Here is a 25,589-nt window from a genome sequence, read left to right as displayed (position 1 = left end):
TATCCCGTTACGTTGTTGGCCGGTACGTACCCCGGGTGCCGCCCGGGTTGGATCCGGGTGCCCTGTGGCCGGTCGTCGCCGACGCGGTGGTCGGTCGCTGGCGGCCGAAGCACGGTGGTATACTGACGCGCCCCGGGTCGCAGACAAAGACACTGCATTATAACGGAACACCCGAGCCGCGGGAATGCAAGCCGTGGCGCCCTTGATCAACGTCAGGATTCTCCCGCATGTCGCGACTCAACTATCAGGCCTCCCGTTTCCTCACCAGCGCCCCGACCCTGGCCAAGTGCCCGCCGGACGACGGCGCCGAGGTGGCCTTCGCCGGCCGCTCCAACGCCGGCAAGTCCAGCGCCATCAACGCCCTGACCCGGCAGAAGGCGCTGGCCCGGACCTCCAAGACGCCGGGGCGCACCCAGCTGATCAACTTCTTCGGGCTCGGCGAGGACAGCGATCACCGGCTGGTCGACCTGCCGGGCTACGGCTATGCCAAGGTGCCGGAGCAGGTCAAGCTGGAGTGGCAGCGTCACCTCTCCGACTACCTGCGCCGGCGCGGCTCGCTGCGCGGCCTGGTGCTGGTGATGGACGTGCGCCATCCGCTCTCGGAGTTCGACCAGACCCTGCTCGGCTGGGCCGACGAGGCCGACATGCCGGTGCATATCCTGCTGACCAAGGCCGACAAGCTGAAGAGCGGCGCGGCGAAGAATGCCCTGCAGCAGGTGCGCTCGCGGCTGCATGAGTGGGAGGACCTGGTCAGCATCCAGCTCTTCTCTGCCCTCAAGAAGCAGGGCATCGAGGAGGTGCATGCGCGCCTCGACCAGTGGCTGCTCGATGCGCCGGTGCCCGCCGCCGACTGACGGGCGCTCCCCTCGCGGCTGCTCTGGCATCTGCCGCTGGAGCGACTAGCTCAGGTCGGCCAGCAGGGCCGGCAGCTCGCGAACGTGCGCCAGGCGGTGCACGCCTTCGGGCAGCGACCCCACCGGCGCCTGCGGGGCGATCCACACCGCCCGCATGCCCAGGCGCAGGGCCGGCAGCACGTCCTCCTGCCAGGAATCCCCCACGTGCAGCGCCCGCGAGGGCGCGGTCTCGAGCCGCGCCAGGGCGGCGAGGAAGGGGCGTGCGTCCGGCTTGGGGGCCTGGATCTCGCCGGCGGCGATGGCCACCCGGAAGTGCCGATGCAGTGCCAGGCGGTGCAGCGCCAGGTTGCCGTTGGTGATGGCGCCCAGCCGGTAGCGGTCGCCGAGGCCCTCGAGCAGCGGCTCCACCTCGGGGTGGGGCGCGACCTCCAGGCGCAGCGCATGGAAGCGCCCCATGGCAGCGGCCGCCCACAGCCAGGCGGCGCTGCGCGGCAGGCCGAAGGCCTCCAGCAGTTCGACCAGGGCGCGTTCGCGCAGCCAGGTGAAGTCGCCGCGCCGCGTCGGGAAGCGCTCGGCCAGCCGGCCGCGCGCCGCCTGATAGGCCGTCAGGGGATAGCGCTCGGCGAAGCGCCCTCGCGACTCGCCGCGGCGCGACAGCCAGTCCGCGAGGGCCTCGTCGAGCCAGGCGTAGTGGCCGGTCTCGGTGCGCGCCATCACCCCGCGGTTGTCCCACAGGGTGTCGTCCAGGTCGAAGGTGATCGCCCGCAGGCTCATGAGGGCTCTCCGCTGTCATTGTCGCGGCGTCGCGCCCGCGGATGGGCGGCGTCATAGCTCGCCGCCAGGTGCTGCCAGTCGAGCCGGGTATAGACCTGGGTGGTGGCGAGGTCGGCGTGACCCAGCAGCTCCTGCACCGCGCGCAGGTCCTGGCTCGACTCCAGCAGGTGGCTGGCGAAGGAGTGGCGCAGCCGGTGCGGATGCAGATGCTCGGCGAGCCCCCGCACCTTGGCCAGCTCGGCGAGGCGCCGCTGGATACCGCGATGTCCCAGGCGACTTCCGCGCACCCCGACGAACAGCGCCTGCGTATCCCGGTCGGCCAGCCGGCCGCGCACGGTGAGCCAGGCCTCCAGTGCCTGGCGGGCGCGACGGCCCACGGGCACCTGGCGGGGCTTGCCGCCCTTGCCGAGCACCCTGACCCGCTGGGGCTGGAGATCGGGGAGGTCCAGCGCCGCCAGCTCGGCCAGGCGCAGCCCGCTGGAGTAGAAGAGTTCCAGCATCGCCTGGTCACGGCGCGCCAGCGGCGAGTCGTCGTGGGGCGTGTCGAGGAAACGGGCCAGCTGATCCACGTCCAGCGGGCGCGGCAGGTGGCTGGGCTGGCGCGGGGCCTTCACCAGTGAGACCGGGTTGTGCGCCAGCTCTCCCGTCTCCACCAGGTGGGCGGCGAAGCGCGAGATCGCGGCGCGGCGCCGGGCCAGGCTGCGCGGGGCCAGGCCGCGCAGGCGCTCGCCGCCGAGAAAGCGGCGCAGCAGGGCGGCATCGAGCCCTGACCAGGCCTCGATCGCCTCGGCGTCGAGGAAGGCCATCAGGGCCGAGAGATCGCGCCGGTAGGCGTCCGCCGTGGCGGGGCTCGCCGTGCGCGCCAGCCCAGCGAGGAAGGCCTCGACCGCGGGCGCGAGCGTCTCGGCGTTCACGACGAGGCGGGCGCCATGCGCACCAGCAGGCGCGCCACCACCTCGCCCACGTAGTCGGTGAACAGGGTGTCCATGCTGGCGCGGAAGTGGTCCGGATCGGGGCTCGCCAGTACCAGGTAGCCCAGCGGCTCGCCCAGGGTCAGCCGCGCCACCGCGCAGGAGCCGGCCTTGGCGGGCGCCGGCACGTGGGGCAGCAGGCGCTTCCAGTCGGTGGGGGTCAGCCGCGTGCAGCGGCTGGGACGACCGTCGAGCAGCGCCGCGAGGCGCTGTCCGGCGTGATCGTCGAGCACCTGGCGGGGCGCCTGGGGGGGGCGAGGCTCGGCGTCGGTGAGGCTCGCCGGGCACCACAGCGCCACCGCCGGGGTGTGGAAGTGCTCACTCAGCTGGGTGGCCAGCGCCTGGCCCAGGGCATCGTTGTCCTCGGCCTCGAGCAGCGCGAGGACCAGTTCCCGGGTGCGTCGATACTGGCCCTCATTGAAGCGGGCCGACTCCAGCAGCTGCTCCAGGCGCCATTCGGCCTGCTCGGCGCGGGCGCGCAGGTCATGCACCAGCCGTTCGAGCAGTGAGGTGGCGCCGCGGGTCTCGGGGTGGGGCACCTTGAGCTGCTGCAGCAACCCCTCGCGACCGACGAAGAAGTCCGGGTGACAGGCCAGCCACTGGGCCACCCGATCGGGATCGAGGGTCTTGCGCGGGTCGGGGGCGGCACGGGTCATGGGCACTTCTCCTTGGGTGGCGGGGACGGCTCAGTTCAGCACGACGCGGCCGTCGAAGACGCGCTCGGCCGGTCCGGTCATGATCAGCGGGGCGTCGTCGCCACCCCACTCGATGCAAAGGTCGCCGCCGGGCAGGTGCACGGTAACGGGGCTCTCGAGCAGCCCCTGGCGGATGCCGCTGGCCACGGCCGCACAGGCGCCGGTGCCGCAGGCCAGGGTCTCGCCGCTGCCGCGCTCGAAGACGCGCAGGCGGATCTCGTGAGGGGACACCACCTGCATGAAGCCGGCGTTGACCCGCTTCGGGAAGCGCGGGTGGGCCTCGATGGCCGGTCCCAGCCGTTCGACGGGGGCGGACGCGACGTCGGCGACCCGCAGCACGGCGTGGGGGTTGCCCAGGGAGACCACGCCGATCTCGAGGCGCTCGCCGTCGACGTCCAGGGCGTGCACGGCGCGGTCCTCGTCGGCCTCGAAGGGCAGCGCCTCGGGGGCGAAGCGCGGGGCGCCCATGTCGACGCGCACCCGGCCATCGTCCTCGACCGCCAGGGTCAGCGGGCCGCCGGCGGTCTCGACGTGGATCTCGTGCTTGTGGGTCAGGCGCTGGTCGCGCACGAAGCGCGCGAAGCAGCGCGCCCCGTTGCCGCAGTTCTCGACCTCGCTGCCGTCGGCGTTGTAGATCCGGTAGCGGAAGTCCATCTCCGGGGCGCGGGGCGGCTCGACCACCAGCAGCTGGTCGAAGCCGATGCCGAAGCGCCGGTCGGCCAGGCGGCGGATCTCCTCCTCGGTGAAGCGCGCCCGCTGGGTGACCAGGTCGACCACCATGAAGTCGTTGCCCAGCCCGTGCATCTTGGTGAAGTGCAGGAGCATCAGCGGGCCTCTTGTGCGTCGTCGGGCAGCAGCGCCTCGCCGGCCCAGAGATCCTCGAGGCGCTCGCGGCGACGCACCAGGTGGGTGCGGTCACCGTCGACCATCACCTCGGCGGGGCGCGGGCGGCTGTTGTAGTTCGAGGCCATCACGAAGCCGTAGGCCCCCGCGGAGCGCACCGCCAGCAGGTCGTCGGCGGCGATGGCGAGCTCGCGATCCTTGCCCAGGAAGTCGCCGGTCTCGCAGACCGGGCCGACCACGTCATAGGTGGCGCTGTCGCGCGGGTGGCGGGTATCCACGGCCAGGATCGCCTGCCAGGCCTGATAGAGCGCCGGGCGGATCAGGTCGTTCATGGCCGCGTCGACGATGGCGAAGTTCTTGGTCTCGCCGGGCTTCAGGAACTCGACCCGCGTCAGCAGCACGCCGGCGTTGGCGGCGATGGAGCGGCCCGGCTCGAAGAGCAGGGTCAACCGCTCGCTGCCCGGCCACGCCGAGAGTCGCTCGAGCAGGGCGGTGGCGTAGTCGAAGGGCGCCGGGGGGTGCTCGTGCTGGTAGGGCACGCCTAGCCCGCCGCCGAGGTCGAGGTGCTCGATCTCGATGCCGCGCTCGCGCAGCCGCTCGAGCAGCACCAGCAGGCGGTCGAGGGCGTCGAGGAAGGGCGATAGCTCGGTGAGCTGGGAGCCGATATGGCAGTCCAGGCCGACCACCTCGAGGTGGGGCAGCGTGGCCGCCAGCTCGTAGGCGGCCAGCGCCTCGTCCACCGGGATGCCGAACTTGTTGTCCTTGAGCCCGGTGGAGATGTAGGGATGGGTGCCGGCATCGACGTCCGGATTGACCCGCAGCGAGACCGGCGCCCGCCTGCCGAGCCGGCCCGCCACCGCGTTGAGGCGCTCGAGTTCGGGGCGCGACTCGACGTTGAAGCACTTGATGCCCGCCTCCAGCGCGCGGGCCATCTCGGCTTCCTGCTTGGCGACGCCGGAGAAGACCACCCGGGCCGGGTCGCCACCGGCGGCGAGCACGCGCTCGAGCTCGCCCACGGAGACGATGTCGAAGCCGGCGCCCATCTTCGCCAGCAGGCCCAGCACCGCCAGGTTGGAATTGGCCTTCACCGCGTAGCAGATCAGGTGCGGATGGCCGCCCAGGGCCTCCGCGTAGGCGCGGTAGTGGCGGGCCAGGGTCGCCCGGGAGTAGACGTAGCAGGGAGTGCCGAACTCCTCGGCGATGCGGGTGAGCGGCACGTCCTCGCCATAGAGGACGCCGTCGCGGTATTCGAAGTGGTCCATGCTAGCTCTCGTCGTCGCGGGCGGTGTCATCGTCCTGCCGGTCGGCGTCGTCGTTTGACGTCGCCTGCTCACCGGCAGGGTCATAGCGTTCGGCGGCCGCCTCGTCGCCGGGCAGGTAGAGCGGACCCTTCTGGCCGCAGCCGGCCAGCGCGAGGGTCAGGGCCAGGGCGGCGGGGAAGAAGCGTCGCATCAGGCCAGGCTCGCCAGGGCATCGCGGGCGCGCTGCGCCGCGGCCCGCACCTGGTCCGGGGCGGTGCCGCCGATGTGGTTGCGGGCCGCCACCGAGCCCTCGAGGGTCAGCACCTCGAAGACGTCCGCCTCGATGGTGTCGGAGAACTGCCGCAGCTCCTCGAGGCTCATCTCGGAGAGATCCTTGCCCTCCTTGAGCCCGAAGGCCACGGACTGGCCGACGATCTCGTGGGCGTCGCGGAAGGCCACACCCTTGCGCACCAGGTAGTCGGCCAGGTCGGTGGCGGTGGAGAAGCCGCGGCGGGCGGCCTCGGCCATGCTGGGCTTCTTCGACTCGATGGCCGGGGCCATGTCGGCGAAGGCGCGCAGGCAGCCCTTGACGGTGTCCAGGGTGTCGAACAGCGGCTCCTTGTCCTCCTGGTTGTCCTTGTTGTAGGCCAGCGGCTGGGACTTCATCAGCGTCAGCAGGCCCATCAGGTGGCCATAGACCCGCCCGGTCTTGCCGCGCACCAGCTCCGGCACGTCGGGGTTCTTCTTCTGCGGCATGATCGAGGAGCCGGTGCAGAAGCGGTCGGGCAGGTCGATGAAGTCGAACTGGGCGCTGGTCCACAGCACCAGCTCCTCGCTCATCCGCGACAGGTGCATCAGCAGGATGCTGGCGAAGGCGGTGAACTCGATGGCGAAGTCCCGATCGCTGACCGCGTCGAGGCTGTTCTCGGCGGGCCGATCGAAGCCCAGCAGCTCGGCGGTGACGTGGCGATCGATGGGGTAGGTGGTGCCGGCCAGCGCCGCGGCGCCCAGCGGCAGCACGTTGACCCGCTTGCGGCAGTCGAGCAGGCGCTCGTGGTCGCGGGCCAGCATCTCCTGCCAGGCCAGCAGGTGGTGGCCGAAGGTCACCGGCTGGGCGGTCTGCAGGTGGGTGAAGCCGGGCATGATGGTGTCGGCCTCGCGGTCGGCCAACTCGATCAGCCCCTCGCGCAGGCGCGCCAGCTCGGCGGCCACGGTGTCGATCTCGTCGCGCAGGAAGAGGCGGATGTCGGTGGCGACCTGGTCGTTGCGCGAACGGCCGGTGTGCAGCTTCTTGCCGGTGATGCCGATCTTGTCGGTGAGGCGCGCCTCGATGTTCATGTGCACGTCTTCCAGGGCCACCGACCACTCGAACTCGCCGCGCTCGATCTCGCCGCGGATCTCGTCGAGGCCCTGGTGGATGGCGTCGCGCTCCGCGTCGGTCAGCACGCCGACCCGCGCCAGCATGGTGGCGTGGGCGACGGAGCCCTGGATGTCGTGGAGGGCGAGACGCTGGTCGAAGCCGACCGAGGCGGTGAAGCGTTCGACGAAGGCGTCGGTGGGCTCGCTGAAGCGGCCCCCCCAGGACTGATTGGTGCCGGGGTTGGAAGGACTCGGGCTCATCGGGCTGGGCATCCTGCTTGACGATGGGGGTGGTGGGCGCCGCCGTGGCGGCGCTGCCTTGACATGGCGGAAAGTGTACCAGAGTCCGCGGGACTGGCGAGGGGCGGCGAACGGTCGCCACGACGCGATTTTTCCTGTTTCGCGCGGTGCTTTATGATGAAGCCATATCAAGTCATCACCGGGCGCCAGCGCATCGTGCGCCATCGGCAGGCCAACCGGTACGGGAGAATCACGTGCAAGCCATCAATACCCTGCGTATCGCCACCCGCAAGAGTCAACTGGCCATGTGGCAGGCCGAGCATGTTCGCGACCGTCTGATGGCCGCCCATCCCGGCCTGCAGGTCGAGCTGGTCGCGATGTCGACCCGCGGCGACAAGATCCTCGATACGCCGCTGGCCAAGGTCGGGGGCAAGGGGCTGTTCGTGAAGGAGCTGGAGGAGGCGATGCTCGACGGTCGCGCCGACATCGCCGTGCACTCCATGAAGGACGTGCCCATGCACTTCCCCGAGAGCCTCGGGCTCTCGGTGATCCTCGAGGGCGCCGAGCCCACCGACGCCTTCGTCTCCAACCGCTACGCCTCGCTGGATGAGCTGCCCCAGGGCGCGCGCATCGGTACCTCGAGCCTGCGTCGCGGCCTGCAGATGCGCGAGGCGCGCCCGGACCTCGAGGTCCTCAACCTGCGCGGCAACGTCCAGACGCGCCTCGGCAAGCTCGATGCCGGCGAGTACGACGCCATCCTGCTGGCCACCTCCGGCCTCAAGCGGCTGGGCCTCGAGGCGCGCATCGCCATGGAGCTGCCGCCCGAGGTCTGCCTGCCGGCCTGCGGCCAGGGGGCGCTGGGCATCGAGTGTCGCCTGCACGACCCCGAGCTGCTGGCGCTGCTGACCCCGCTGGACGATGCGGCCACCGCCACCCGGGTGCGGGCGGAGCGCGCCATGAACACCCGCCTGGAGGGGGGCTGCCAGGTGCCGATCGGCGGCCACGCCGTGTTCGAGAACGACGGCCAGACCCTCTGGCTGCGCGCCCTGGTGGGCAACCCGGAGGGCACCCGGGTGCTGCGCGCCGAGGGGCGCGGCTCCATCCACGAGCCGGAGGCGCTCGGCATCCGGGTGGCCGAGGAGCTGCTCGACCAGGGTGCCGGCGACATCCTCGCCGAGGTCTACGGCGCCGTTTGATGGCGAGCCGACCGGTCCTGATCTCCCGTCCGGGCGAGCGCGCGGCGCCGCTGGCCGAGGCCATCGAGGCCCGCGGCCTGCCCGTGGCGCGCCTGGAGGTCATGCGCCTCGAGCCGCTGGCGGAGACGCCGGTGGCGCGCAGCACCTGGCTGGACGTCGACCAGTTCGACAAGGTGGTGGTGGTGAGCCCCTTCGCCGCCGAGTGCCTGGCCGAGGCGCTCGACCGCTACTGGCCACAGCTGCCGGTCGGTATCGACTACTATGCGGTAGGCGCCTCCACCGCCGCCGCCCTGCATCACCACCTGGGGGTGCGTGTGCACGTGCCGCCGCCGGAGAGCGGCGAAGACACCAGCGAGGCGCTGCTGCGCCTCGCCTCCTTGCGGACCCTCGACGGTGAGCGCGTGCTGCTGGTGGCCGGCGAGGGTGGGCGACCCCTGCTCGCCGATACCCTGGCGGCACGCGGGGCGCGGGTGACGCGCCTGGCGGTCTATCGGCGTCGCCTGCTCGACCCCAGGCCGTCCCTGCAGGCGCGGCTGGCCGAGGGCGATTACCGGGCGTTGGTGGTCAGCAGCGGAGAAATTCTCGAACATCTGGCAGGATGGTGTACGGATGCCGCCTTGAACCAACCGCTAATCGTTTCCAGCGCGCGGTTGGCTACACTGGCCGGCAGGTTGGGATTTCGTTTCCCCGTGGTGGCGTCGGGTGCCACCCCTGCCGCCCTGGCGGCCGCGGTCGCCGGGAGCAGCGCCCCTGAGGAGGCCGATGTCGATCATGATGATCTCGAAAAGGGCTAGCGACAGATGAGCAAGCAACCAAACGATCAGGACGAACAGCAGACGCCTTCGGATGCGGCCCAGGGCGCATCGTCGACCTCGGACGGCCAGGGGGGCGGCGAGGCCGACAAGGCCGGCGGTTCGGCCTCCCGCCGCTCCCGCCGCCGGGGCAAGGGCGGATCATCGGCACCGGCCAGCGCTGCGGCCGGGCAGGCGAAGCAGGACGCGGCGGCAGCGGATGAGGCGAGCGCCTCGTCCGCCACCCCGTCGAAAGGGCAGGGCGGCGCGACCGAGCCCCAGGCGTCGAACGCCTCCGCCGACAAGCCGACCACCGGCGGTGCCGCCAACGCCTCCAAGGCGTCGAGCGCTGCGGCCGAAAAGCCGACCTCGGGCACTGCCAGCCCGGACAAGGGCAAGGCGTCGAGTGGCTCGGCCGACAAGCCGACCGCGGGCGCTGCCAGCACCGGCAAGAGCAAGGCGTCGAACGCCTCGGCCGACCAGCCGGCATCGGGCGGCGCCAGCAGCGCCAAGGCCTCCGGCGGCGGCAAGCCCCCGGCGGGCGGTGCCGCCGCCACGAACGACGGCGGACAGGGCGGCGGCAAGTCCGCCGTCGTGGCGCTGGCACTGGTGATCCTGCTGGCCATCGGCGTGGCCATCTTCGGCTGGCAGGCCTGGCAGAAGCTCGAGGCGCAGCAGCAGCGCCTCGCCGCCCTGCCCGCCGACGTCGCCAGCCAGTCCGCCCTGGATGACCTGGAAACGCAGCTCCAGAGCGCCGAAAGCGAGCGTGATGCGGCCCTCGAATCGACCCTCTCCAGCCTGCGCGGCGAGTTCGACGACTACCGCGGCAGCGTCGACGAGACCCTCGACCGGGTTCTCGACGAGCTCTCCCGCGAGCAGGACACCGACGAGCGCGACTGGCTGCATGCCGAGGCCGCCTACCTGCTGCGCCTGGCCAACCAGCGCCTGCTGCTGGAGCGCGACGTCGAGGGCGCCGCGGCCCTGCTGCGCACCGCCGACGCGCGCCTGCGCGAGGCCGACAATCCCGCCCTGGTGCCGGTGCGTCGCGAGATCGCCTCCGAGCTCGCCGCCCTGGAGGCCGTGCCGACCGTCGATCGCACCGGCCTCTACCTGGCGCTCAACGCCCAGCAGGAGCTGATCGCCGGCCAGCCCCTGGCCCAGGACATCGAGGAGATGACCGCCGACGCCACCATCGAGGAGGCGCCCACCGGCGGCTGGCAGCAGCAGCTGTCGCGCTTCGGCAATGAGCTCAAGGGCCTGGTCACCGTGCGCAAGCACGACGAGGCGCTGGAGGCGCTGATCGCCCCGGAGCAGGAGTCTTACCTCCGCCAGAGCGTGCGCCTGGTGCTCGAGCAGTCCCAGCTGGCGCTGCTCAAGGAGGAGCAGGCGCTCTATGAGGCCAGCCTCGACAAGGCCCTGACGCTGATCCGTGGCTACTACGATACCGACGCCGCCGGCGTGCAGTCGGTGATCGCGCGCCTCGAGGAGCTCAAGCAGCGCAGCATCCGCCCCGAGCTGCCCGACATCAGCGGCTCCCAGCAGGCGCTGGCGAGCTTCATCGAGCATCGTTTCGAGAGCCGCTCCGCCGACCAGGCCGAGGGTGGCCAGGGAGATGACGCATGAGAAAGCTGATCCTGATCGTGGTCCTGGGCCTCGCGCTCGGGGCGCTGTTCGGCCAGCTGATGATGTCGGTGCCGGGCTACTGGCTGGTGCGGGTGGGCGACACCTCCTACCAGACCTCCTTCTGGTTCGGCCTCGTCATCCTGCTGGCGGTGTTCATCGTGCTGCACTTCGGCCTGCGGCTGCTGATGCGCCTGACTCGGCCGGTCAGCCGCTTCAAGGTCTGGAACAGCCGGGCCCGCAACCGCACCGCCATGAAGCGCACCGTGCGCGGCCTGGTGGCGCTCGCCGAGGGGCGCTGGAAGCGCGCCGAGAAGGCCCTGGTCAAGGCCGCCGATGACTCCAGCACGCCGCTGGTCAACTACCTCTCCGCGGCCCTGGCCGCCCACTACCAGGGGCGCTACGAGCAGGCCGACACCCTGCTCAAGCGGGCGCACCTGAGCACCGAGGGCGCCGACACCGCAGTGGGCATGATGCAGGCCCAGCTGATGCTGGATCGCCAGCAGTACGAGGAGGCGCTGGCGATCCTGACCCGCCTGGATCGCCACCTGCCGAATCACCCCCAGGTACTCAAGCAGCTCAAGCAGGCCTACCTCAGCGTCAGCGACTGGGACGGCCTGCGCCGCCTGATGCCGCGGCTGGGCGCTCAGCAGCTGATCTCCCGCGAGGAGCGCGAGCAGCTTGAGCTGCGCGCCTACCGCGAGCTGATCGGCCAGGAGGCGCGCAACCCCGGCGACATCGAGCGGGTGCGCAACCTCTGGGCCGACATGCCCGACTACCTGCGCACCAACAACGACCTGATCGTGCTCTATGCCGAGGCGCTGGTGCGCGGCGACCAGGAGGGCATCGCCGAACGCCTGCTGCGCCACTCCCTCAAGGAGCACTGGGACAGCCGCCTGGTGCTGCGCTACGGCCTGCTCGACGTGGATGCCCGCCGACAGCTGGTGGTGGCCGAGAAGTGGCTGCAGGAGCGGCCCAACGACCCGGACCTGCTGCTTACCCTGGGGCGCCTGGCACTGCGGAATGCCTACTGGGGCAAGGCGCAGGAGTACTTCGAGGCGAGCCAGCGCCAGCGGCCCAGCGGCGTGGCCTGCGCGGAACTGGCCCGGCTCTATGCGAACCTGGGCGAGCACCAGAAGAGCCAGCTCTTCTACCGCCAGAGCGTGGAGCTGCTCGACAAGTCGCTGCCCTCGCTGCCGCAACCCACCGAGACACCCGACTCGGCGGCTAAGGCGGCGTCCTGAGCCACGCCCGAACTTGAGCCAAGCTCGCCCGGGTCACCCTGACCCGGCTCGTCATGAGGTGAACCGCACAGCAAGGGGGGCTGCCATTCGGCAGCCCCCCTTGCTGTGCGGGTGGTTTTTACGCAGCGCCGGTGGCTTCGCCTCCCGCGGCCCTGGAGGCGGTGCCTTCTCGTCGGCGCGTCGATGATCGATCGCGACTGTCTGGAGGGCTGCTCCGCCTCCTGGCGCGGCGCCACCACCTGCCGGGGCGGGCCCGCTCACCTGTGGCGCCCACGCGCCCGATCAACGACAGCGGGGCCGCCATGGGCGACCCCGCTGTCGGGACGGACAGGCGCCGCGGGCGCCTGCGGGGGGAGCGCCTAGACCTCGCTCTCGTTGGGCTGGCGATGGTCGGCGTCGGCGATCTCTTGCACGCCGTGGCGGCTATCGTCGCCGGGGGCATCCTCGGCCGGGCGCCGACGCGACGCGGCCTCCAGCATCCGCACGTTGGCCGCCGGCGCGCGGCCCTGCTTGTCCTCGCCGAAGTAGAGCGTGGAGTGCGGGAAGGGGATCTCGATGCCGGCCTCGTCGAAGCGCAGCTTGACCAGACGGTTGTAGGCGCGCCCCACGGCCCACTGGTCGCCGGGCGTGGTCTTGATGATGACCCGGATGTTGACCGAACTGTCGGCCAGGGCCACCACGCCGGCCACGCTGAGCGGCTCCAGTAGCTGGTGGCCGTGCTCCTCGCTGGCCTGGAGGTCCTCGAAGGCCAGCTTGAGCTGCTCGATGGCCTCGTCGATGCTCTCGCGGTAGGCGATGCCGTACTCGCCGACGTGGTTGCCGAACTCGCGCATGTAGTTGGAGACGGTGTCGACGCTGGAGAAGGGCACGATGTGGTAGGTGCCGGACAGGTCCCGGATGCCCACCGAGCGGATGCTCAGCTTCTCGGCGGTGCCGGTGATGCCGCCCAGCGTCACCACGTCGCCGGTGTTCATGGCGTTCTCCACCTGGATGAAGATGCCGGTGATGATGTCCTGGACCAGCTTCTGGGCGCCGAAGCCGATGGCCAGGCCGAGCACGCCGGCACCGGCGATCAGCGGGCCGATGTTGATGCCGATCTCCGAGAGCACGATCATCGCCGTCATGGTGACCAGGGCGATGGCCAGGGCGTTGCGGAACAGCGCGAGCAGGGTCTGGGCCCGCGCCGAGGGCACTCCTCCGCCGGTCTCGGGGTTGAGCTTGTGCTCGATCAGGCTGGCGAGTCCCAGCCAGGCCGCCGCCGCCACCGCCAGGATCACGATCACGCTGACGACCTTGCCGACGAGCTCGCGGCCCGCCTCGGAGGCGTACCAGCTCGCCAGGTCGAAGGCGCCCCAGGCACTCAGCACCACCATGATCACCGAGATCAGGATCAGCACGCGAATGACGCGCAGGGCGTTGGGCACATAGCTGTTGAGGCGCGGCTCGAGCAGCGGCAGCTTGCGCCGCAGGTCATCGGAGAGCCGGATCTGGCGGCCGATGGTCTGGGTCAGGAAGCTGGAGGCCAGCATGCCCACCAGCACCGTCGCCAGCGTCTTGAGGGTCGCGATGAGCACGAAGGGCAGGGCATCCGCGGCGCGCGTGAGGGTGAGCACCAGCACCATCACGAAGTAGGCCAGGGCGAACAGGTGCCAGGTGCGGGCGAACAGCTGCAGCGAGACCCGGCTGGCGGCCATGGTCGTCTGCTGGGCCTTGCGATTGAGCGCGTCACGCAGCCGCTTGCGGTTGCTCAGTACCACCGCCACCGCGTAGACGAAGGCGCCGATCATGATCAGGGTGCCGACGCTCTGGCCCAGGGTCGGGGCCAGGTAGGCGCTGATCAGCGGCACCACCACCATCAGGCCATAGCCGACGAGGCCGATGAGCCGGGCGATCCAGCGGTTCCAGTAGGAGGCGTCGGCGGCGGGGATCGGCAGCAGGCGCAGCCCCTCGTAGCGCGACGAGAAGAGCATCCGCACCCCGGCCTTGAGCAGCTCGATCACCAGGAAGGCGTTGAGGAACAGCGAGGCCCGGGTGGAGAGCTCGCCGGCCTCGCCGACCGCGAAGGTGGCGACCAGGTTGCCGCCGACGTAGGACAGCGCCACCACCAGCACGTCGATCAGCGCGGCCAAGGCCACGCAGAGCACCAGGCGCAGCACCGGATTGAGTCCCTGGTCGGTGAGCGACCACTGGCTGATGCGGGTGAAGACCGGCTTGGCCAGCCAGCGGATGATTAGGAACAGCGCGACGGTGGCGAGGATCACCAGGCCCAGGTTGATGGCCGCCTCGCTGAAGGCCGCCATGTCGAAGCTGGCGCTGGCCTCGGCACTGCCCGCGACCAGCCCGCCGACCGCTTCCGCGGCGCTGGCCAGCTGGGTGCCGATCTCGCTGGCGATGCGGCTGGTGGCCTGGGCCAGCTGCCGCGGCAGGGAGGGCGTCGCGGCGGCATCGGCCGCGGCGCTGGCCGCTTCCGCTCCCGGGGTGTCCGCGGCCAGGCCGCGCAGCTGATCGATCAGCTGCTGGCGGCTCTCGGCGTTCTCGAGCAGGTCGGCCAGGGTGGAGTAGGCCGGCGGCTCGCCACCGGCATCGGCTTGCTGGGCCTGGGCCGGGCCGGCGAAGGCCACCAGGGCCAGCAGCAGCCAGCCGCACAGGGCTGTCAGGGCTCGCATAGGAATCACGCAGTGACCTCCGTCTCTTGGCGTTGGGGATGGGGTGTCGGGAAAGGGGGTTCAGTCGGCATGGTACGGGTTTGCCGCCGCGATCACGACCCGCTGGGCGTGAGGATATTTCATGTACAAGCATTGTACATCACGTGCGATGTCTGCCAATATCCATCCATTGCAGCGGCCGTGGGCCGCTGCCCCCTGCAAGGCAAGCATGCGATACTCTTGGCCACCCTCATCGGGTGGCTTTTTTTATGCGTAGGGATCTTGGCGTGGGGAAGGGATGAGCATCGAGCCGTTGACACTGCTCGCCGTGGCGGCCGGCGGAGGCCTGGGTGGCATGGCGCGTCTCGCCCTGGGAGAAGCCGTGGCGCGTCGCCTGGGGGCCGGCCTGCCCTGGGGCACCCTCGCGGTCAACCTCAGTGGCGCCCTGCTGATGGGCGGGCTCGCCGGCCTGCTGGGACCGACGGCCTCGGGGCCGGCATGGTCGCTGATGGCCGTCGGCCTGCTGGGCGGCTACACCACCGTCTCCTCGTTCAGCCTGCAGACCCTGACCCTCGCCCAGCAGGGGCGGCGCGGCGCCGCCGTGGCCAACGTCACGGTGACCCTGGTGGCGGGGCTTGCGGCGCTGCTGGCGGGGGCCTGGCTATCGGGGGGACTCTCTTGATCGCCGGGCGCGCCTACGCCGCCGTGGGGCTCGGCAGTGCCTTGGGCGCCTCGCTGCGCTACCTCGTCGGCGTCGCGCTCGCCGGGCCGGTCTTTCCCTGGGCCACGCTGGCGATCAATGGCCTCGGCTCGTGGCTGATCGCCGCCTTCGCCGCCTTCGCCGCCCATCGGGTCCACGGCCGGGTGGCACGCTGGCAGACCTTCCTGGTCGCCGGTTTCTGCGGCGGTTTCACCACCTTTTCCCTGTTCGGCCTCGAGACGCTCCAGCTGCTTCAGGCCGGTCGCCCCTGGTGGTCGCTCGGCTACGTGCTGGCGAGCGTGACGCTATGGCTGGCGGCGGCCTGGCTGGGGCAGCGGGCCGGCAAGCGAGCGGCGGCGCGGGCCTGACGAGGCCGGTGTCGCGGCGGCTCACTCGGTGCGCGAGGAGACCCAGGCGCCGGCATCGGGGATGGTCATCTCGTAGTCCCGGTCGAGCCAGGGCGAGCTGACCATGAAGTCGGCGCTGGCCGCGTTGCAGGCCACCGGGACGTTCCACAGCGCCGCCAGGCGCAACAGCGCCTTGACGTCGGGGTCGTGGGGCTGCGGCGCGAAGGGATCCCAGAAGAAGATCAGCAGGTCGAGGCGCTGCTCGGCGATGCGCGCACCGATCTGCTGATCGCCGCCCAGCGGCCCGCTCATCAGGCCCTCCACCGCGAGCCCCAGCTGGCGCGAGATGCGTTCCGCCGTGGTGCCGGTGCCGACCAGGGCATGGCCGGCGAGGGTCTCCTGCCAGCGGGCCACCCACTCGAGCAGCTCCTCCTTCTTGCCGTCGTGGGCCACCAGCGCGATGCGCTTGCGGGCCGGCAGGGTGCGCGTCACGTTGCGCGGCGGTCGGTGTGACATGTCGCTGCTCCTCGAGAGGGGATCCCTTCGGTGACGATAACGCTTTCAAGGTAAGTTTACTACTTCGTGTCGCGTCTGGCCGCTTGCCGGCCGATGCCTCGGCGAGCCTGTCGCGGGTGTCGAAAGGTTTGAAAAGTACTTGATGGCAGTCGTGTGTAGTGAACCCATGACGATGCGTGAGGCGAGGCGTGTCGGGTTGTCTGGGGTGAAAATGTAGTAAAGTTACTTAAAAATCCTTGAGCCCCCGGGCGACCTGGTCCACATTGTAGGTCACGATCAGCCGGGCACGAGACGCGTGGCCAGCGCTGAGCACAACCTTCACGCGCCGGGGCACTCTAATCCCGGCAGGGCGAGATCCCCGAACGCACCGGACCGAGGAGAACCATCCCATGACGCTCAAGATCGCCATCAACGGCTTCGGCCGCATCGGCCGCAACGTGCTCCGGGCCCTGTTCGAAAACGGCTATCGCGACCGGGTCCAGGTGGTCGCCATCAACGATCTCGGCGACCCGGCCCTGAACGCTCACCTGCTGCGCCACGATACCGTGCACGGCCACTTCTCCTTCGCCGTCGATCACGACGAGGAGAGCCTGAGCGTGGACGGCCAGCGGATCGCCATCCTCTCCGAGCGGAACCCCGCGGCCCTGCCGTGGAAGGCGCTGGGGATCGACCTGGTGATGGAGTGCACGGGGCTGTTCACCCAGCGGGCCGACGCCGCCCAACACCTCGCGGCCGGCGCCCGGCGCGTGCTGATCTCGGCACCGAGCCCGGATGCCGATGCCACCGTGGTGTACGGCGTCAACGAGGACGTGCTCACCGCCGCACACGAGGTCGTCTCCAACGCCTCCTGCACCACCAACTGCCTGGCCCCGGTCGCCCAGGCGCTCCATGAGGCGGTGGGCATCGAGAACGGCCTGATGACCACGGTGCATGCCTACACCAACGACCAGCACCTCTCCGATGTCTACCACCAGGACCCCTATCGGGCCCGCAGCGCGACCCACTCGATGATCCCGACCAAGACCGGCGCCGCGGCGGCGGTGGGCCTGGTGCTGCCGGCGCTCAAAGGCAAGTTCGATGGCCTGGCGGTGCGCGTGCCGGTGATCAACGTCTCGCTGGTGGACCTGACCTTCACCGCCTCTCGCGACACCACCAAGGACGAGATCAACGCCATCGTCGCCCGGGCCGCCGAGGCGTCGCCGGTGCTGGCGGTCAATGCCCAGCCGCTGGTCTCCATCGACTTCAACCACGACGCCCACTCCTCGACCTTCGATGCCAACCACACCCGGGTGAACGGGCGTCTGGTCAAGGTGATGGCCTGGTACGACAACGAGTGGGGCTTCTCCAACCGCATGCTGGATACCGCCCTGGCCATGCACGCGGCAGCGACGCGCTAGGGCGTCGCCGGCCGTTCCCGGCGTTGCGGTAGCCCTTCACGCCGCGCGCCTCAGTCGGGCAGGTGCCAGGTCGCCGGGCACTGGGCGGTGGGGAAGAGCCGCTGGGCGGTGTCGGCATTGCGCCGCTCGGCCAGGCAGTCGCGGCCCTCGGCGAGGGCCCGCAGCAGGGCGTCATCGCCGTGGCGCACGTTGACCAGGGTCAGGTCGTCGTGGCGCGTCACCGCGTAGTCGGCCTCGAGGGAGGCGACCAGCGGCTCGAGGCGCTCGGGATGGCTATCCAGGACTAGCGAGAGGCGCATGGCGCCGGCATCGATCAGGCCGGCATGCAGCCCGGCCGCCACCAGCCGGCCGAGGATGTCGTGCTGGCGCGCCTCGTCCATGAAGGCGAAGTCCCGCGGGCGGACCTCCAGCAGCGTCTGGGCCTCGCAGAGCATGAGGGCGGGCAGCTCGCCGTCTCGACTTTCGTCGTCGCCGATGGTGCTGCCCGGTGCCGCGAGGTCCTGGAAGGAGCGCACGGTCAGCGGGATCGCCCGCTGCTGCAGCGGCGCCAGGGTCTTGGGGTGGATCACCTTGGCGCCGTGCCAGGCCAGCGCGATCGCCTCGTGATAGGAGATCGTGTCGAGCTGCACCGCGTTGTCGACCCGGCGTGGGTCGGCGTTGAAGAGCCCCGGCACGTCCTTCCAGATGGTGACCGCCTCGGCGCCCAGGCAGTGGGCGAGGATCGCCGCACTGAAGTCCGAGCCCTCGCGACCCAGGGTGGTCGCGTCGCCCTCGGGCGTGGCGCCGATGAAGCCCTGGGTGACGCGCATCCTGCCGTCGTCGAGGTCCAGGGCGCGCACCCGCTCGGCGGTGGCGGACCAGTCCACGTTCGCCGCCTGATATTCGGCGTCCGTGACGATCAGCTCCCGGGCATCGCGCCATTCGCTGGCGAGGCCCGTCTCCTCGAGCCAGGCGGCCACGATGGTGGTGGAGAGCAGCTCGCCGAAGCAGACGGTCTGGTCGTAGTGAAAGGGCCGCTCGCGGTGCGCATGGTCGCGGTGGCGCCAGTCGAGCTCATCGATGAGCGCCTCGATGCGGCGCGCCACCGGCTCGGCCTTTTCCCCGAACAGCGCCTCGACCGTGGCGAGGTGGTCGCGGCGCAGGGCCGCGAGGCGCTCGCGGTACTCGGCCGGCGCATCGCCCCGGGCCGCGGCGAGCAGCGCCTCCAGGGCGTTGGTGGTCTTGCCCATGGCCGAGACCACCACGACCAGCGGACGCTCGGGGAAGCGGGCGAGCAGCTCGCCCAGGTGGCGGATGGCCTCGGCGTCCCGGATCGAGGCGCCGCCGAACTTGAAGACCTGAGTCATCCGAATCCTCCCGCCGTTCGCTGTGGTCACGGGTGCTACCTTGCGTGAAATCGCCGCTCGGGGAAAGGGCATCACGCCGCTGCTACTCTGAGGGCTGTCGGCCCGGTTGCTCGCGAGGCGTTTCGCAGGGAAGGCGCAATGGAGAACACCTTCTGGACGGCCCTGGTCACCAGCCTGCTGGCGGCGCTGGTGACTTCGCTTGGCATCTACACCATCCGCCGCTTCGCCGGCTGGGGACAGCGCAATACCACCTACTTCATGTGCTTCGCCGCGGGGGTGCTGGTCTCCGCCTCCTTCCTGCACATCATTCCCCGGGCGCTGTCGATGAATCCCGACGCCTCGGCGTGGCTGCTGGTCGGGTTCCTCGGGTTGCACCTGTTCAACCGCTTTGTCACCGCCTTCGTCTGCGAGCGGCGGCCCGATGGGCGTGATGTCGCCATCGGCGTGGTACCGATGCTCGGCATCGGCTTCCACTCCTTCATCGACGGCTTCATCTACTCCATCGCCTTCACGGTCAGCCTGCTGACAGGCTACCTGGCGACCGTCGGGATGGTGCTGCACGAGTTTCCCGAGGGGATCGTCACCTACCTGCTGCTGGTGCGCGGCGGGATCAAGGAGCGGCGGGCGATGTGGCTGGCCTTCCTGGCCGCGGCGGCGACCACGCCGCTGGGGATGCTGGTCTCCTATCCCTTGGTCAGCCGTATCGACGCCTCGACCCTCGGAGCTCTGCTGGGACTCTCGGCGGGGGCGCTGGTCTACGTCGGGGCCACCCACCTGCTGCCTCGGGCGGAGCAGGAGCCTCGCAAGTACAGCCTGGTGGCGCTGGCGGGCGGGGTGCTGGTGGCCGTGGTCATCGTTGCCTCCAAGGCGTGACTGGCCCGACCCCCGGGGGCCGGAAACGACGACGGGCACCCGAGGGTGCCCGTCGCGTCTGCGGCGAGGACTCCGGCGGCGTCAGCTCAGCCGCTGCCGGTAGTCCTCGTAGCCGAAGGCCTTCACCGTGCGCACCTCGCGGCTCGCCTCGTCGATGCGGCAGATCGACGGCAGGCGCATGCCATTGAAGGTGGTGGTCTTGACCATGGTGTAGTGGGCCATGTCGGTGAACACCAGGCGGTCGCCGATCGCAAGCGGCGCCTCGAAGCTGTACTCGCCCACCACGTCGCCGGCCAGGCAGGTCAGCCCGCCCAGGCGATAGGTGTGGGCCTTCTCGCCGGGCTCGCCCGCGCCGATGATCTCCGGCCGGTAGGGCATCTCCAGCACGTCGGGCATGTGCGCCGTGGCCGAGGTGTCGAGGATGGCGATGGCGCCGTCGTTGTCGACGATATCGAGCACCGTGCAGACCAGGTAGCCGGTGTTGAGCGCGATCGCCTCGCCGGGCTCCAGATAGACCTCGAGGTGCGGATGACGCGCCTTGAAGTCGCGGATCACCCGCACCAGCCGCTCGACGTCATAGTCGGGACGAGTGATGTGGTGACCGCCGCCGAAGTTGACCCATTTTCGATCGGCGAGATAGCGGCCGAACTTCTCCTCGAAGGCCGCCAGGGTGCGCTCCAGGGCGTCGCTGTCCTGTTCGCAGAGGGTGTGGAAGTGCAGGCCGTCGAGGCCCGCGAGCTCCACGCCCTCGAGCTCCGCCGCCCGGGTGCCGAGCCGTGAGCCCGGCGCGCAGGGGTCGTAGAGCGCGACCTTGCCCTCGGAGTACTCCGGGTTCACCCGCAGCCCGCAGGAGACCTCGCGCGGCGCCTCGGCCACGGCCGGGCGGTGGCGCTGCCACTGGGCCGGCGAGTTGAAGCTGAGGTGGTCCGCGTACTGCAGCACCACCGCTATCTCCGCCTCGCTGAAGGCGGGCGAGTAGGCATGCACCTCACCGCCGAAGGTCTCCGCGCCGAGGCGCGCCTCGTCCTGGCCGCTGGCCGTGGTGCCGACCAGGTACTGACTGACCAGCGGGAAGGCGTCCCACAGGGCGAAGCCCTTGAGCGCCAGCAGGATGCGCGCCCCGCTCTCTGCCTGGACCCGCTCGAGCAGCTCCAGGTTCTTGCGCAGCAGGGCGTCGTCCACCACGTAGGCCGGCGAGGGGCAGGCCGTCACGTCGAAGTCGGGCGTATCAACCATCGTCGATCAGGCCAGCGGGTCGGCGTCGGGATCGAGCTCGACCATCTGCCACGGCAGCCCCATGTCGCCGACGCGATCCATGAAGGGGTCCGGGTCGAGCTGCTCGACGTTGAACACGCCGTCGCCCTTCCACAGGCCCTCGAGCATCAGCATGGCACCGGTCACCGCCGGCACGCCGGTGGTGAAGGAGACCGCCTGGGACTGCACCTCGCGGTAGCAGGCCTCGTGGTCGCAGATGTTGTAGATGTGCACCTTGCGACGCTTGCCGTCCTTGATGCCGTCGAGGATCACGCCGATGTTGGTCTTGCCCTTGGTGCGCGGCCCGAGCGAGGCCGGGTCCGGCAGCACGGCCTTGAGGAACTGCAGCGGGGTGACCTGGCGCCCCTCGAACTCGATCGGCTCGATGCTGGTCATGCCGACGTTCTCGAGCACCTTGAGGTGGGTGAGGTACTGCTCGGAGAAGGTCATCCAGAAGCGGATGCGCTTCAGGCCCTTGATGTTCTGGAAGAGGGACTCGAGCTCCTCGTGATAGAGCAGGTAGAGGTCCTTCTCGCCGATGCCGTCGAAGTCGAAGGTGCGCTTCTCGGCCAGCGGCGCGGTCTCCTTCCACTCGCCCTCTTCCCAGTAGCGGCCGTTGGCGGTGATCTCGCGGATGTTGATCTCGGGATTGAAGTTGGTGGCGAACGGGTAGCCGTGGTCGCCGCCGTTGGCATCGAGGATATCGATGTTGTGGATCTCGTCGAAGAGGTTCTTCTGGCCCCAGGCGCAGTAGATGTTGGTCATGCCCGGGTCGAAGCCGCAGCCCAGGGTGGCCATGTTGCCGGCCTTGGCGAAGCGTTCCTGGAAGGCCCACTGCTCCTTGTACTCGAACTTCGCCTCGTCCGGGTGCTCGTAGTTGGCGGTGTCCAGGTAGGGCACGCCGGTGCGCAGGCAGGCCTCCATGATGGTCAGGTCCTGGTAGGGCAGGGCCACATGGATCAGCAGCGCCGGCTGGAAGGACTCGATCAGCGCGACCAGCGCTTCCACGTCATCGGCATCCACCTGGGCCGTCTGGATGGGGCGGTCCAGCTGCGCCGCGATGGCGCGGCACTTGTCTTGGTTGCGGCTGGCCAGGCAGATCTCGGAGAAGACTTCGGGATGCTGGGCGCACTTGTGGGTAACGACGCCACCGACGCCGCCGGCGCCGACAATCAGGACTTTGCTCATGGGGTTTCGAATCCAGATCGAGAAATGTTCAACGATGATAGGGTCTTATCGGTCGATGGACCGCGTCTGCGAGCCCGGACCCGATGCCACCCCGGTCGACCTTTCGCGCCGATCCCCGGGAGGTCGGCGCGAGTGCGCGATGATGGCGTCGATGCGAGTCGGGGGCAAGTGCTTTTCGCCCCCGGTCGCCCACCCGGGGCCGGGCCGCCGGTGCGGTGTGCCTCACTACCGTTTCGGGCAGCGGTCGGTCGTCAGCCGCTTGTCACCCCGGGCACGTAGGTGCGACGCTCCAACAGCCCCAGCAGGCTCGCCACCGTGGAGGTCAGCGCCAGGTAGATCAGGCCCGCCCAGAGGAAGACCAGGAAGAAGTCCAGCGTCCTCGAGCCGATATCCGAGGCGATGGCGGTGATCTCCACCACGCCGATGGTGTAGGCGATGGAGGTGAACTTGAGCTCGATGATCGCCTCGTTGGACCACTGAGGGATCACTCGACGCAGTGCCTGAGGGAGCATGATATGGCGTATCGCCTGCCACTGCGTCATGCCGCAGGCTCGCGCAGCCACCAGCTGACCTCGGGGGACCGAGAGTACCGAACCGCGAAAATATTCTGCCTGGTACGCGGCGCTATTGAGGGTGATGGCGATCACGGCGGCGGTGAAGGCATCGAAGACGATGCCCACGTGAGGCAGCCCCAGATAGATGAAGAACATCTGTACCAGCATCGGCGTGCCGCGGAAGAGTTCCACGTAGACGGTACTGACCCAGTAGAAGAGCCGGTTGCCGTAGACCCTGGCCCAGCAAAGCCCCAGGCCCAGGAAGAAGCCCAGCGTGATGGCAATCACCCAGAGCGACAAGGCGACCGGCACGCCCTTCAGCAGCTCGGGTAGCCACTGGATGCCGAACGATATGAATTCCTGCATGGCTCACCCGTGCTCCGCGATGACGTTGAGGAAGGCCCGTGTTCGCTCGTGCGTGGAGTCATTGAACATCGACTCCGGTGCCCCCTGCTCGACGATATGGCCATTCTCCATGAAGATGATCTCGTCGGCGGCCTGGCGGGCGAAGCTCATCTCATGGGTCACCACCACCATGGTCATACCCTCGGTGGCCAGTTGCTGCATGACTCTCACTACCTCACCCGTCAGCTCGGGGTCCAGAGCGGACGTGGGCTCATCGAACAGCAGCAGGTCGGGGTCCATGGCCAGTGCGCGGGCGATGGAGACGCGCTGCTGCTGGCCACCGGAGAGCTCGGCCGGGTAGGCGTCGGCCTTGTCGCCCAGGCCGACCCGTTCTAGTTCGCGGCGAGCGCGCTGGGTGGCGGCCTCCTTGTCCGTACCGTTGACCTTGATCTGGCAGATCCGCACGTTATCGAGCACGGTCAGGTGGGAAAAGAGGTTGAAGTCCTGGAAAACGAAGCCCATCCGGGCCCGCATCTTATCGATGTTGCTATCCAGCACTTCCAGGCCATTGAGGTAGACCCGGCCTGTATCCGGCACCGTGAGATGGTTGATGCAGCGCAGCAGGGTACTCTTGCCCGAACCGGAGGGGCCGATCAGCACCTTGGTCTCGCCCTTGTGCAGTCCGAAGCTGATGCCCTTGAGCACCTCGAGGCCGTCGTAGGCCTTCTCGACACCCTGCACGTCCAGAATCAGATCATCGGCCATTCTTGGCTTTCCTCTCGCGTTATTTTTCGAAGCCCGGTACGGCCAGCTTGCGTTCGAAGGCATACAGCAGGCTGTTGCCTGTCCGGTTGAGGATGAAATACAGCAGCGCCACCACGGCAAAGACCGTGAGGACGTTACCCTGGGTACTGGTGATGATGTAGTGGGCCTGTCGAGTCAGCTCGACGACACCGATGACGTAGGCGAGCGAGGTCTCCTTGATCTCGGAGGAGAATTCATTGGTCCACGGTCCGATGGCGTGCCGTGCCGCCTGGGGGAAGACGATATGTCGGATCGCCTTGATCTTCGACATGCCCATGGCCCTGGCGGCCATCATCTGCCCCGCTGGCACAGACTGAAAGGCGCTGCGAAATATCTGTGACTGATAGGCCGCAGAGCGAAGGCCCATGGCCAGTATCGCGGCACCAAAGGCCGAGATGTCGATGATGCCGGAAATGCCGTAGAAGAAGATGAACAGCATGATGATGACCGGCACACCGCGAAAGATGCGCTCGTACAGCATGAGTGGCCACTGCACGAAACGGCTTCTTGGGCCATAGAGTTGGATCAGGCAAATGGCCATGCCCAGCACGAAACCTATCAGCAGAAGGGCGGCCAATAGTACGATGGCCACTCCCAGTCCCTTCAGCAGGAAGGGGAAATCACGCAGCAGTACGTCGTAGATATCCATGCCGACTTCCCTTACGTGAAGGGCGCCTCGCCGAAACCGGTGAGGCGCCCATGATCACCTCAATTTATTCGTTGCCGAGCTCGGGAAGGCCGGCGACCGGTTTCTGATAGGTGTCGACGAAATCGGGCATGTGTCCCGGGATAGAGGGCACGCTGACGCCGGGAATGTATTCCCCGACGATCTCTCCCCACTCGCCGGACTCATAGATGGCCAGGATGCCCTGATTCAGGTCGCCAAGGATCTGTTGAGGATCGTTCTTGGAGACCGCCAGTGCCAGCGGGGCGCGGATATAGATCTTGCCTGCCATTTTTACCGGTTTTCCGGCGTTGATGTATTCCTGAGCGGATGTGTCGTCGACGATCACCGAGGAGATGCGGCCGATTGCCATGTCATCCACTGCGGTGACGTAGTTATCGTACTTGGCCAGTTCGATCTCGATGTCGCTGCCATCGACGACGTTTTCCTCCATCCATGCCTGCTGAGAGGAACCGCCCTGCACGCCGACCCTTGATCCGCAGCATACGGCGCTGAAGACGTTGAGATCAGAGTCTTCGGGTACCAGCACGACGTCGTTGGTTTCCCACCAGGGGATGGTAAAGTCGATGTTCTTGCTGCGCTCTTCGGTAACGGTCAGGCCGGTGGCAAGGATGTCGATCTTCTCGGCCGCGAGTGCAGGAATCAGTGAGGGAAATGGCATGTCCTGAAACTCGATCTCGATCCCGGCTTCCTCGGCAATTGCTTCCATGGCATCGATGGCGATGCCCTTGAATTCTCCTGCTTCCACATAGGCCCAGGGAGGAAAAGAGGCTTCTACACCCACGGTATAGGGATCTTGTGCGTATGCGGTGGTGGCCAGGCTGCCGCCCACTACCATGATGGCGGCGGCCAGGAAGGATGCTGTTATTCCTTTCATGATTTTCTCGCGTAGTTGTGAGTTTTATTATTCCGCCGAATCACTATGGGTGTGTTATTTAGAGGCTGTCAAATCGGCTCCAGCATTTCTCTGCATGACGTCCGCATCAATGCCGGGAAGGCCGGCTCACGCACGGAGAGGGTGGAGTAAAGCGGGGCGGCAAAGCACATCGCCGCCCCCGTTCACGATGGCTTGACGAGCCTCGACGAGAAGGCCGTGCGGAGCCGTCA

Annotated in this window: 25 protein-coding genes; 9 read left to right on the top strand and 16 right to left on the bottom strand. The window is 69.0% G+C overall.

Annotated elements, in window-relative coordinates; all coding sequences use genetic code 11:
* The first annotated feature begins 227 nt into the window (after positions 1–227).
* Complete coding sequence (gene yihA / locus ACGTNG_RS06860) at positions 228–854, top strand: ribosome biogenesis GTP-binding protein YihA/YsxC (RefSeq protein ID WP_394576269.1); 627 nt, start codon at positions 228–230, stop codon at positions 852–854.
* 45 nt (positions 855–899) lie between these two features.
* Here yihA and ACGTNG_RS06855 read toward each other — a convergent pair whose 3' ends face one another.
* Genes ACGTNG_RS06855 through argH form a run of 7 tightly spaced genes read right to left on the bottom strand, consistent with a single transcriptional unit; the run spans position 900 to position 6,998 of the window.
* Positions 900–1,628, bottom strand: a complete 729-nt coding sequence (locus ACGTNG_RS06855) for an HAD family hydrolase (protein ID WP_394576267.1) — start codon at positions 1,626–1,628, stop codon at positions 900–902.
* Positions 1,625–2,542 (bottom strand): tyrosine recombinase XerC, encoded by a 918-nt coding sequence (locus tag ACGTNG_RS06850; RefSeq protein ID WP_394576266.1) that lies wholly within the window; start codon positions 2,540–2,542, stop codon positions 1,625–1,627. Before ACGTNG_RS06850 ends, ACGTNG_RS06855 begins: the two co-directional genes overlap by 4 nt.
* Positions 2,539–3,255, bottom strand: coding sequence for a DUF484 family protein (locus ACGTNG_RS06845; RefSeq protein WP_394576265.1), 717 nt, complete (start codon positions 3,253–3,255; stop codon positions 2,539–2,541). Before ACGTNG_RS06845 ends, ACGTNG_RS06850 begins: the two co-directional genes overlap by 4 nt.
* A gap of 30 nt (positions 3,256–3,285) precedes the next feature.
* Entirely contained in the window at positions 3,286–4,119 is an 834-nt protein-coding gene (gene dapF, locus ACGTNG_RS06840) for a diaminopimelate epimerase (RefSeq protein ID WP_394576264.1), read from the bottom strand.
* A complete protein-coding gene (gene lysA, locus ACGTNG_RS06835; protein ID WP_394576263.1) occupies positions 4,119–5,399 on the bottom strand; it encodes a diaminopimelate decarboxylase in 1,281 nt (426 codons plus the stop codon). Before lysA ends, dapF begins: the two co-directional genes overlap by 1 nt.
* A 1-nt stretch (position 5,400) precedes the next feature.
* The gene (lptM, locus tag ACGTNG_RS06830) at positions 5,401–5,589 is read right to left on the bottom strand and encodes an LPS translocon maturation chaperone LptM (protein ID WP_394576262.1); all 189 of its coding nucleotides are present in this window, start codon (positions 5,587–5,589) and stop codon (positions 5,401–5,403) included.
* Positions 5,589–6,998, bottom strand: coding sequence for an argininosuccinate lyase (gene argH / locus ACGTNG_RS06825; RefSeq protein WP_394576261.1), 1,410 nt, complete (start codon positions 6,996–6,998; stop codon positions 5,589–5,591). The genes lptM and argH overlap by 1 nt, the downstream gene beginning before the upstream one ends.
* A gap of 233 nt (positions 6,999–7,231) precedes the next feature.
* Between argH and hemC the strand changes: the two genes are divergently transcribed.
* The 4 genes from hemC to ACGTNG_RS06805 are packed head-to-tail and all read left to right on the top strand — an operon-like array spanning position 7,232 to position 11,828.
* On the top strand, positions 7,232–8,173 hold the full coding sequence (gene hemC, locus ACGTNG_RS06820; RefSeq protein WP_394576260.1) for a hydroxymethylbilane synthase: 942 nt from the start codon (positions 7,232–7,234) through the stop codon (positions 8,171–8,173).
* Positions 8,173–8,967 carry a uroporphyrinogen-III synthase gene (locus tag ACGTNG_RS06815; RefSeq protein WP_394576259.1) on the top strand — a complete coding sequence of 265 codons (795 nt, stop codon included), beginning with the start codon at positions 8,173–8,175 and terminating at the stop codon, positions 8,965–8,967. Before hemC ends, ACGTNG_RS06815 begins: the two co-directional genes overlap by 1 nt.
* A gap of 6 nt (positions 8,968–8,973) precedes the next feature.
* On the top strand, positions 8,974–10,587 hold the full coding sequence (locus tag ACGTNG_RS06810; protein WP_394576258.1) for a uroporphyrinogen-III C-methyltransferase: 1,614 nt from the start codon (positions 8,974–8,976) through the stop codon (positions 10,585–10,587).
* Positions 10,584–11,828 (top strand): heme biosynthesis HemY N-terminal domain-containing protein, encoded by a 1,245-nt coding sequence (locus ACGTNG_RS06805; RefSeq protein ID WP_394576257.1) that lies wholly within the window; start codon positions 10,584–10,586, stop codon positions 11,826–11,828. The genes ACGTNG_RS06810 and ACGTNG_RS06805 overlap by 4 nt, the downstream gene beginning before the upstream one ends.
* 359 nt (positions 11,829–12,187) lie before the next feature.
* Here the strand turns inward: ACGTNG_RS06805 and ybiO are convergent, their stop codons facing one another.
* Positions 12,188–14,503 (bottom strand): mechanosensitive channel protein, encoded by a 2,316-nt coding sequence (gene ybiO, locus ACGTNG_RS06800; protein WP_394576256.1) that lies wholly within the window; start codon positions 14,501–14,503, stop codon positions 12,188–12,190.
* 268 nt (positions 14,504–14,771) lie between these two features.
* Here ybiO and ACGTNG_RS06795 point away from each other — a divergent pair, with 268 nt between their 5' ends.
* Both ACGTNG_RS06795 and crcB read left to right on the top strand, forming a co-directional pair.
* Positions 14,772–15,155: a fluoride efflux transporter FluC gene (locus ACGTNG_RS06795; protein WP_394576255.1), complete on the top strand. Its 384-nt coding sequence runs from the start codon at positions 14,772–14,774 to the stop codon at positions 15,153–15,155.
* Positions 15,152–15,541 carry a fluoride efflux transporter CrcB gene (gene crcB / locus ACGTNG_RS06790; RefSeq protein ID WP_394576254.1) on the top strand — a complete coding sequence of 130 codons (390 nt, stop codon included), beginning with the start codon at positions 15,152–15,154 and terminating at the stop codon, positions 15,539–15,541. The genes ACGTNG_RS06795 and crcB overlap by 4 nt, the downstream gene beginning before the upstream one ends.
* 21 nt (positions 15,542–15,562) lie before the next feature.
* Here crcB and ACGTNG_RS06785 read toward each other — a convergent pair whose 3' ends face one another.
* On the bottom strand, positions 15,563–16,036 hold the full coding sequence (locus tag ACGTNG_RS06785; RefSeq protein WP_394576253.1) for a methylglyoxal synthase: 474 nt from the start codon (positions 16,034–16,036) through the stop codon (positions 15,563–15,565).
* 389 nt (positions 16,037–16,425) lie between these two features.
* On the opposite strand from ACGTNG_RS06785, the gene gap reads away from it, so the two are divergent.
* Positions 16,426–17,433, top strand: a complete 1,008-nt coding sequence (gap, locus tag ACGTNG_RS06780) for a type I glyceraldehyde-3-phosphate dehydrogenase (protein WP_394576252.1) — start codon at positions 16,426–16,428, stop codon at positions 17,431–17,433.
* 50 nt (positions 17,434–17,483) lie between these two features.
* On the opposite strand, the gene ACGTNG_RS06775 is transcribed toward gap, so the two are convergent.
* A complete protein-coding gene (locus tag ACGTNG_RS06775; RefSeq protein WP_394576251.1) occupies positions 17,484–18,779 on the bottom strand; it encodes an aspartate kinase in 1,296 nt (431 codons plus the stop codon).
* A 138-nt stretch (positions 18,780–18,917) separates the two neighbouring features.
* Here ACGTNG_RS06775 and ACGTNG_RS06770 point away from each other — a divergent pair, with 138 nt between their 5' ends.
* Entirely contained in the window at positions 18,918–19,652 is a 735-nt protein-coding gene (locus tag ACGTNG_RS06770) for a ZIP family metal transporter (protein WP_394576250.1), read from the top strand.
* Positions 19,653–19,733: 81 nt separating this feature from the next.
* Here the strand turns inward: ACGTNG_RS06770 and nspC are convergent, their stop codons facing one another.
* The 6 genes from nspC to ACGTNG_RS06740 form a co-directional block, all read right to left on the bottom strand.
* On the bottom strand, positions 19,734–20,888 hold the full coding sequence (gene nspC / locus ACGTNG_RS06765) for a carboxynorspermidine decarboxylase (RefSeq protein ID WP_394576249.1): 1,155 nt from the start codon (positions 20,886–20,888) through the stop codon (positions 19,734–19,736).
* Positions 20,889–20,894: 6 nt separating this feature from the next.
* Positions 20,895–22,094 (bottom strand): saccharopine dehydrogenase family protein, encoded by a 1,200-nt coding sequence (locus tag ACGTNG_RS06760; protein WP_394576248.1) that lies wholly within the window; start codon positions 22,092–22,094, stop codon positions 20,895–20,897.
* Between the two features lie 251 nt (positions 22,095–22,345).
* On the bottom strand, positions 22,346–23,014 hold the full coding sequence (locus ACGTNG_RS06755) for an amino acid ABC transporter permease (protein ID WP_394576247.1): 669 nt from the start codon (positions 23,012–23,014) through the stop codon (positions 22,346–22,348).
* 3 nt (positions 23,015–23,017) lie between these two features.
* Positions 23,018–23,758: an amino acid ABC transporter ATP-binding protein gene (locus tag ACGTNG_RS06750; RefSeq protein ID WP_394576246.1), complete on the bottom strand. Its 741-nt coding sequence runs from the start codon at positions 23,756–23,758 to the stop codon at positions 23,018–23,020.
* A gap of 19 nt (positions 23,759–23,777) precedes the next feature.
* Positions 23,778–24,446, bottom strand: coding sequence for an amino acid ABC transporter permease (locus tag ACGTNG_RS06745; protein ID WP_394576245.1), 669 nt, complete (start codon positions 24,444–24,446; stop codon positions 23,778–23,780).
* A 64-nt stretch (positions 24,447–24,510) separates the two neighbouring features.
* Complete coding sequence (locus ACGTNG_RS06740) at positions 24,511–25,359, bottom strand: ABC transporter substrate-binding protein (protein WP_394576244.1); 849 nt, start codon at positions 25,357–25,359, stop codon at positions 24,511–24,513.
* Positions 25,360–25,589 lie beyond the last annotated feature (230 nt).

Source organism: Halomonas sp. B23F22_3 (assembly GCF_043496965.1).
Taxonomy (GTDB): Bacteria; Pseudomonadota; Gammaproteobacteria; order Pseudomonadales; family Halomonadaceae; genus Halomonas.
Note: the sequence above shows the minus strand (reverse complement) of the source record. Positions and strands in the feature narration are given on the sequence as shown.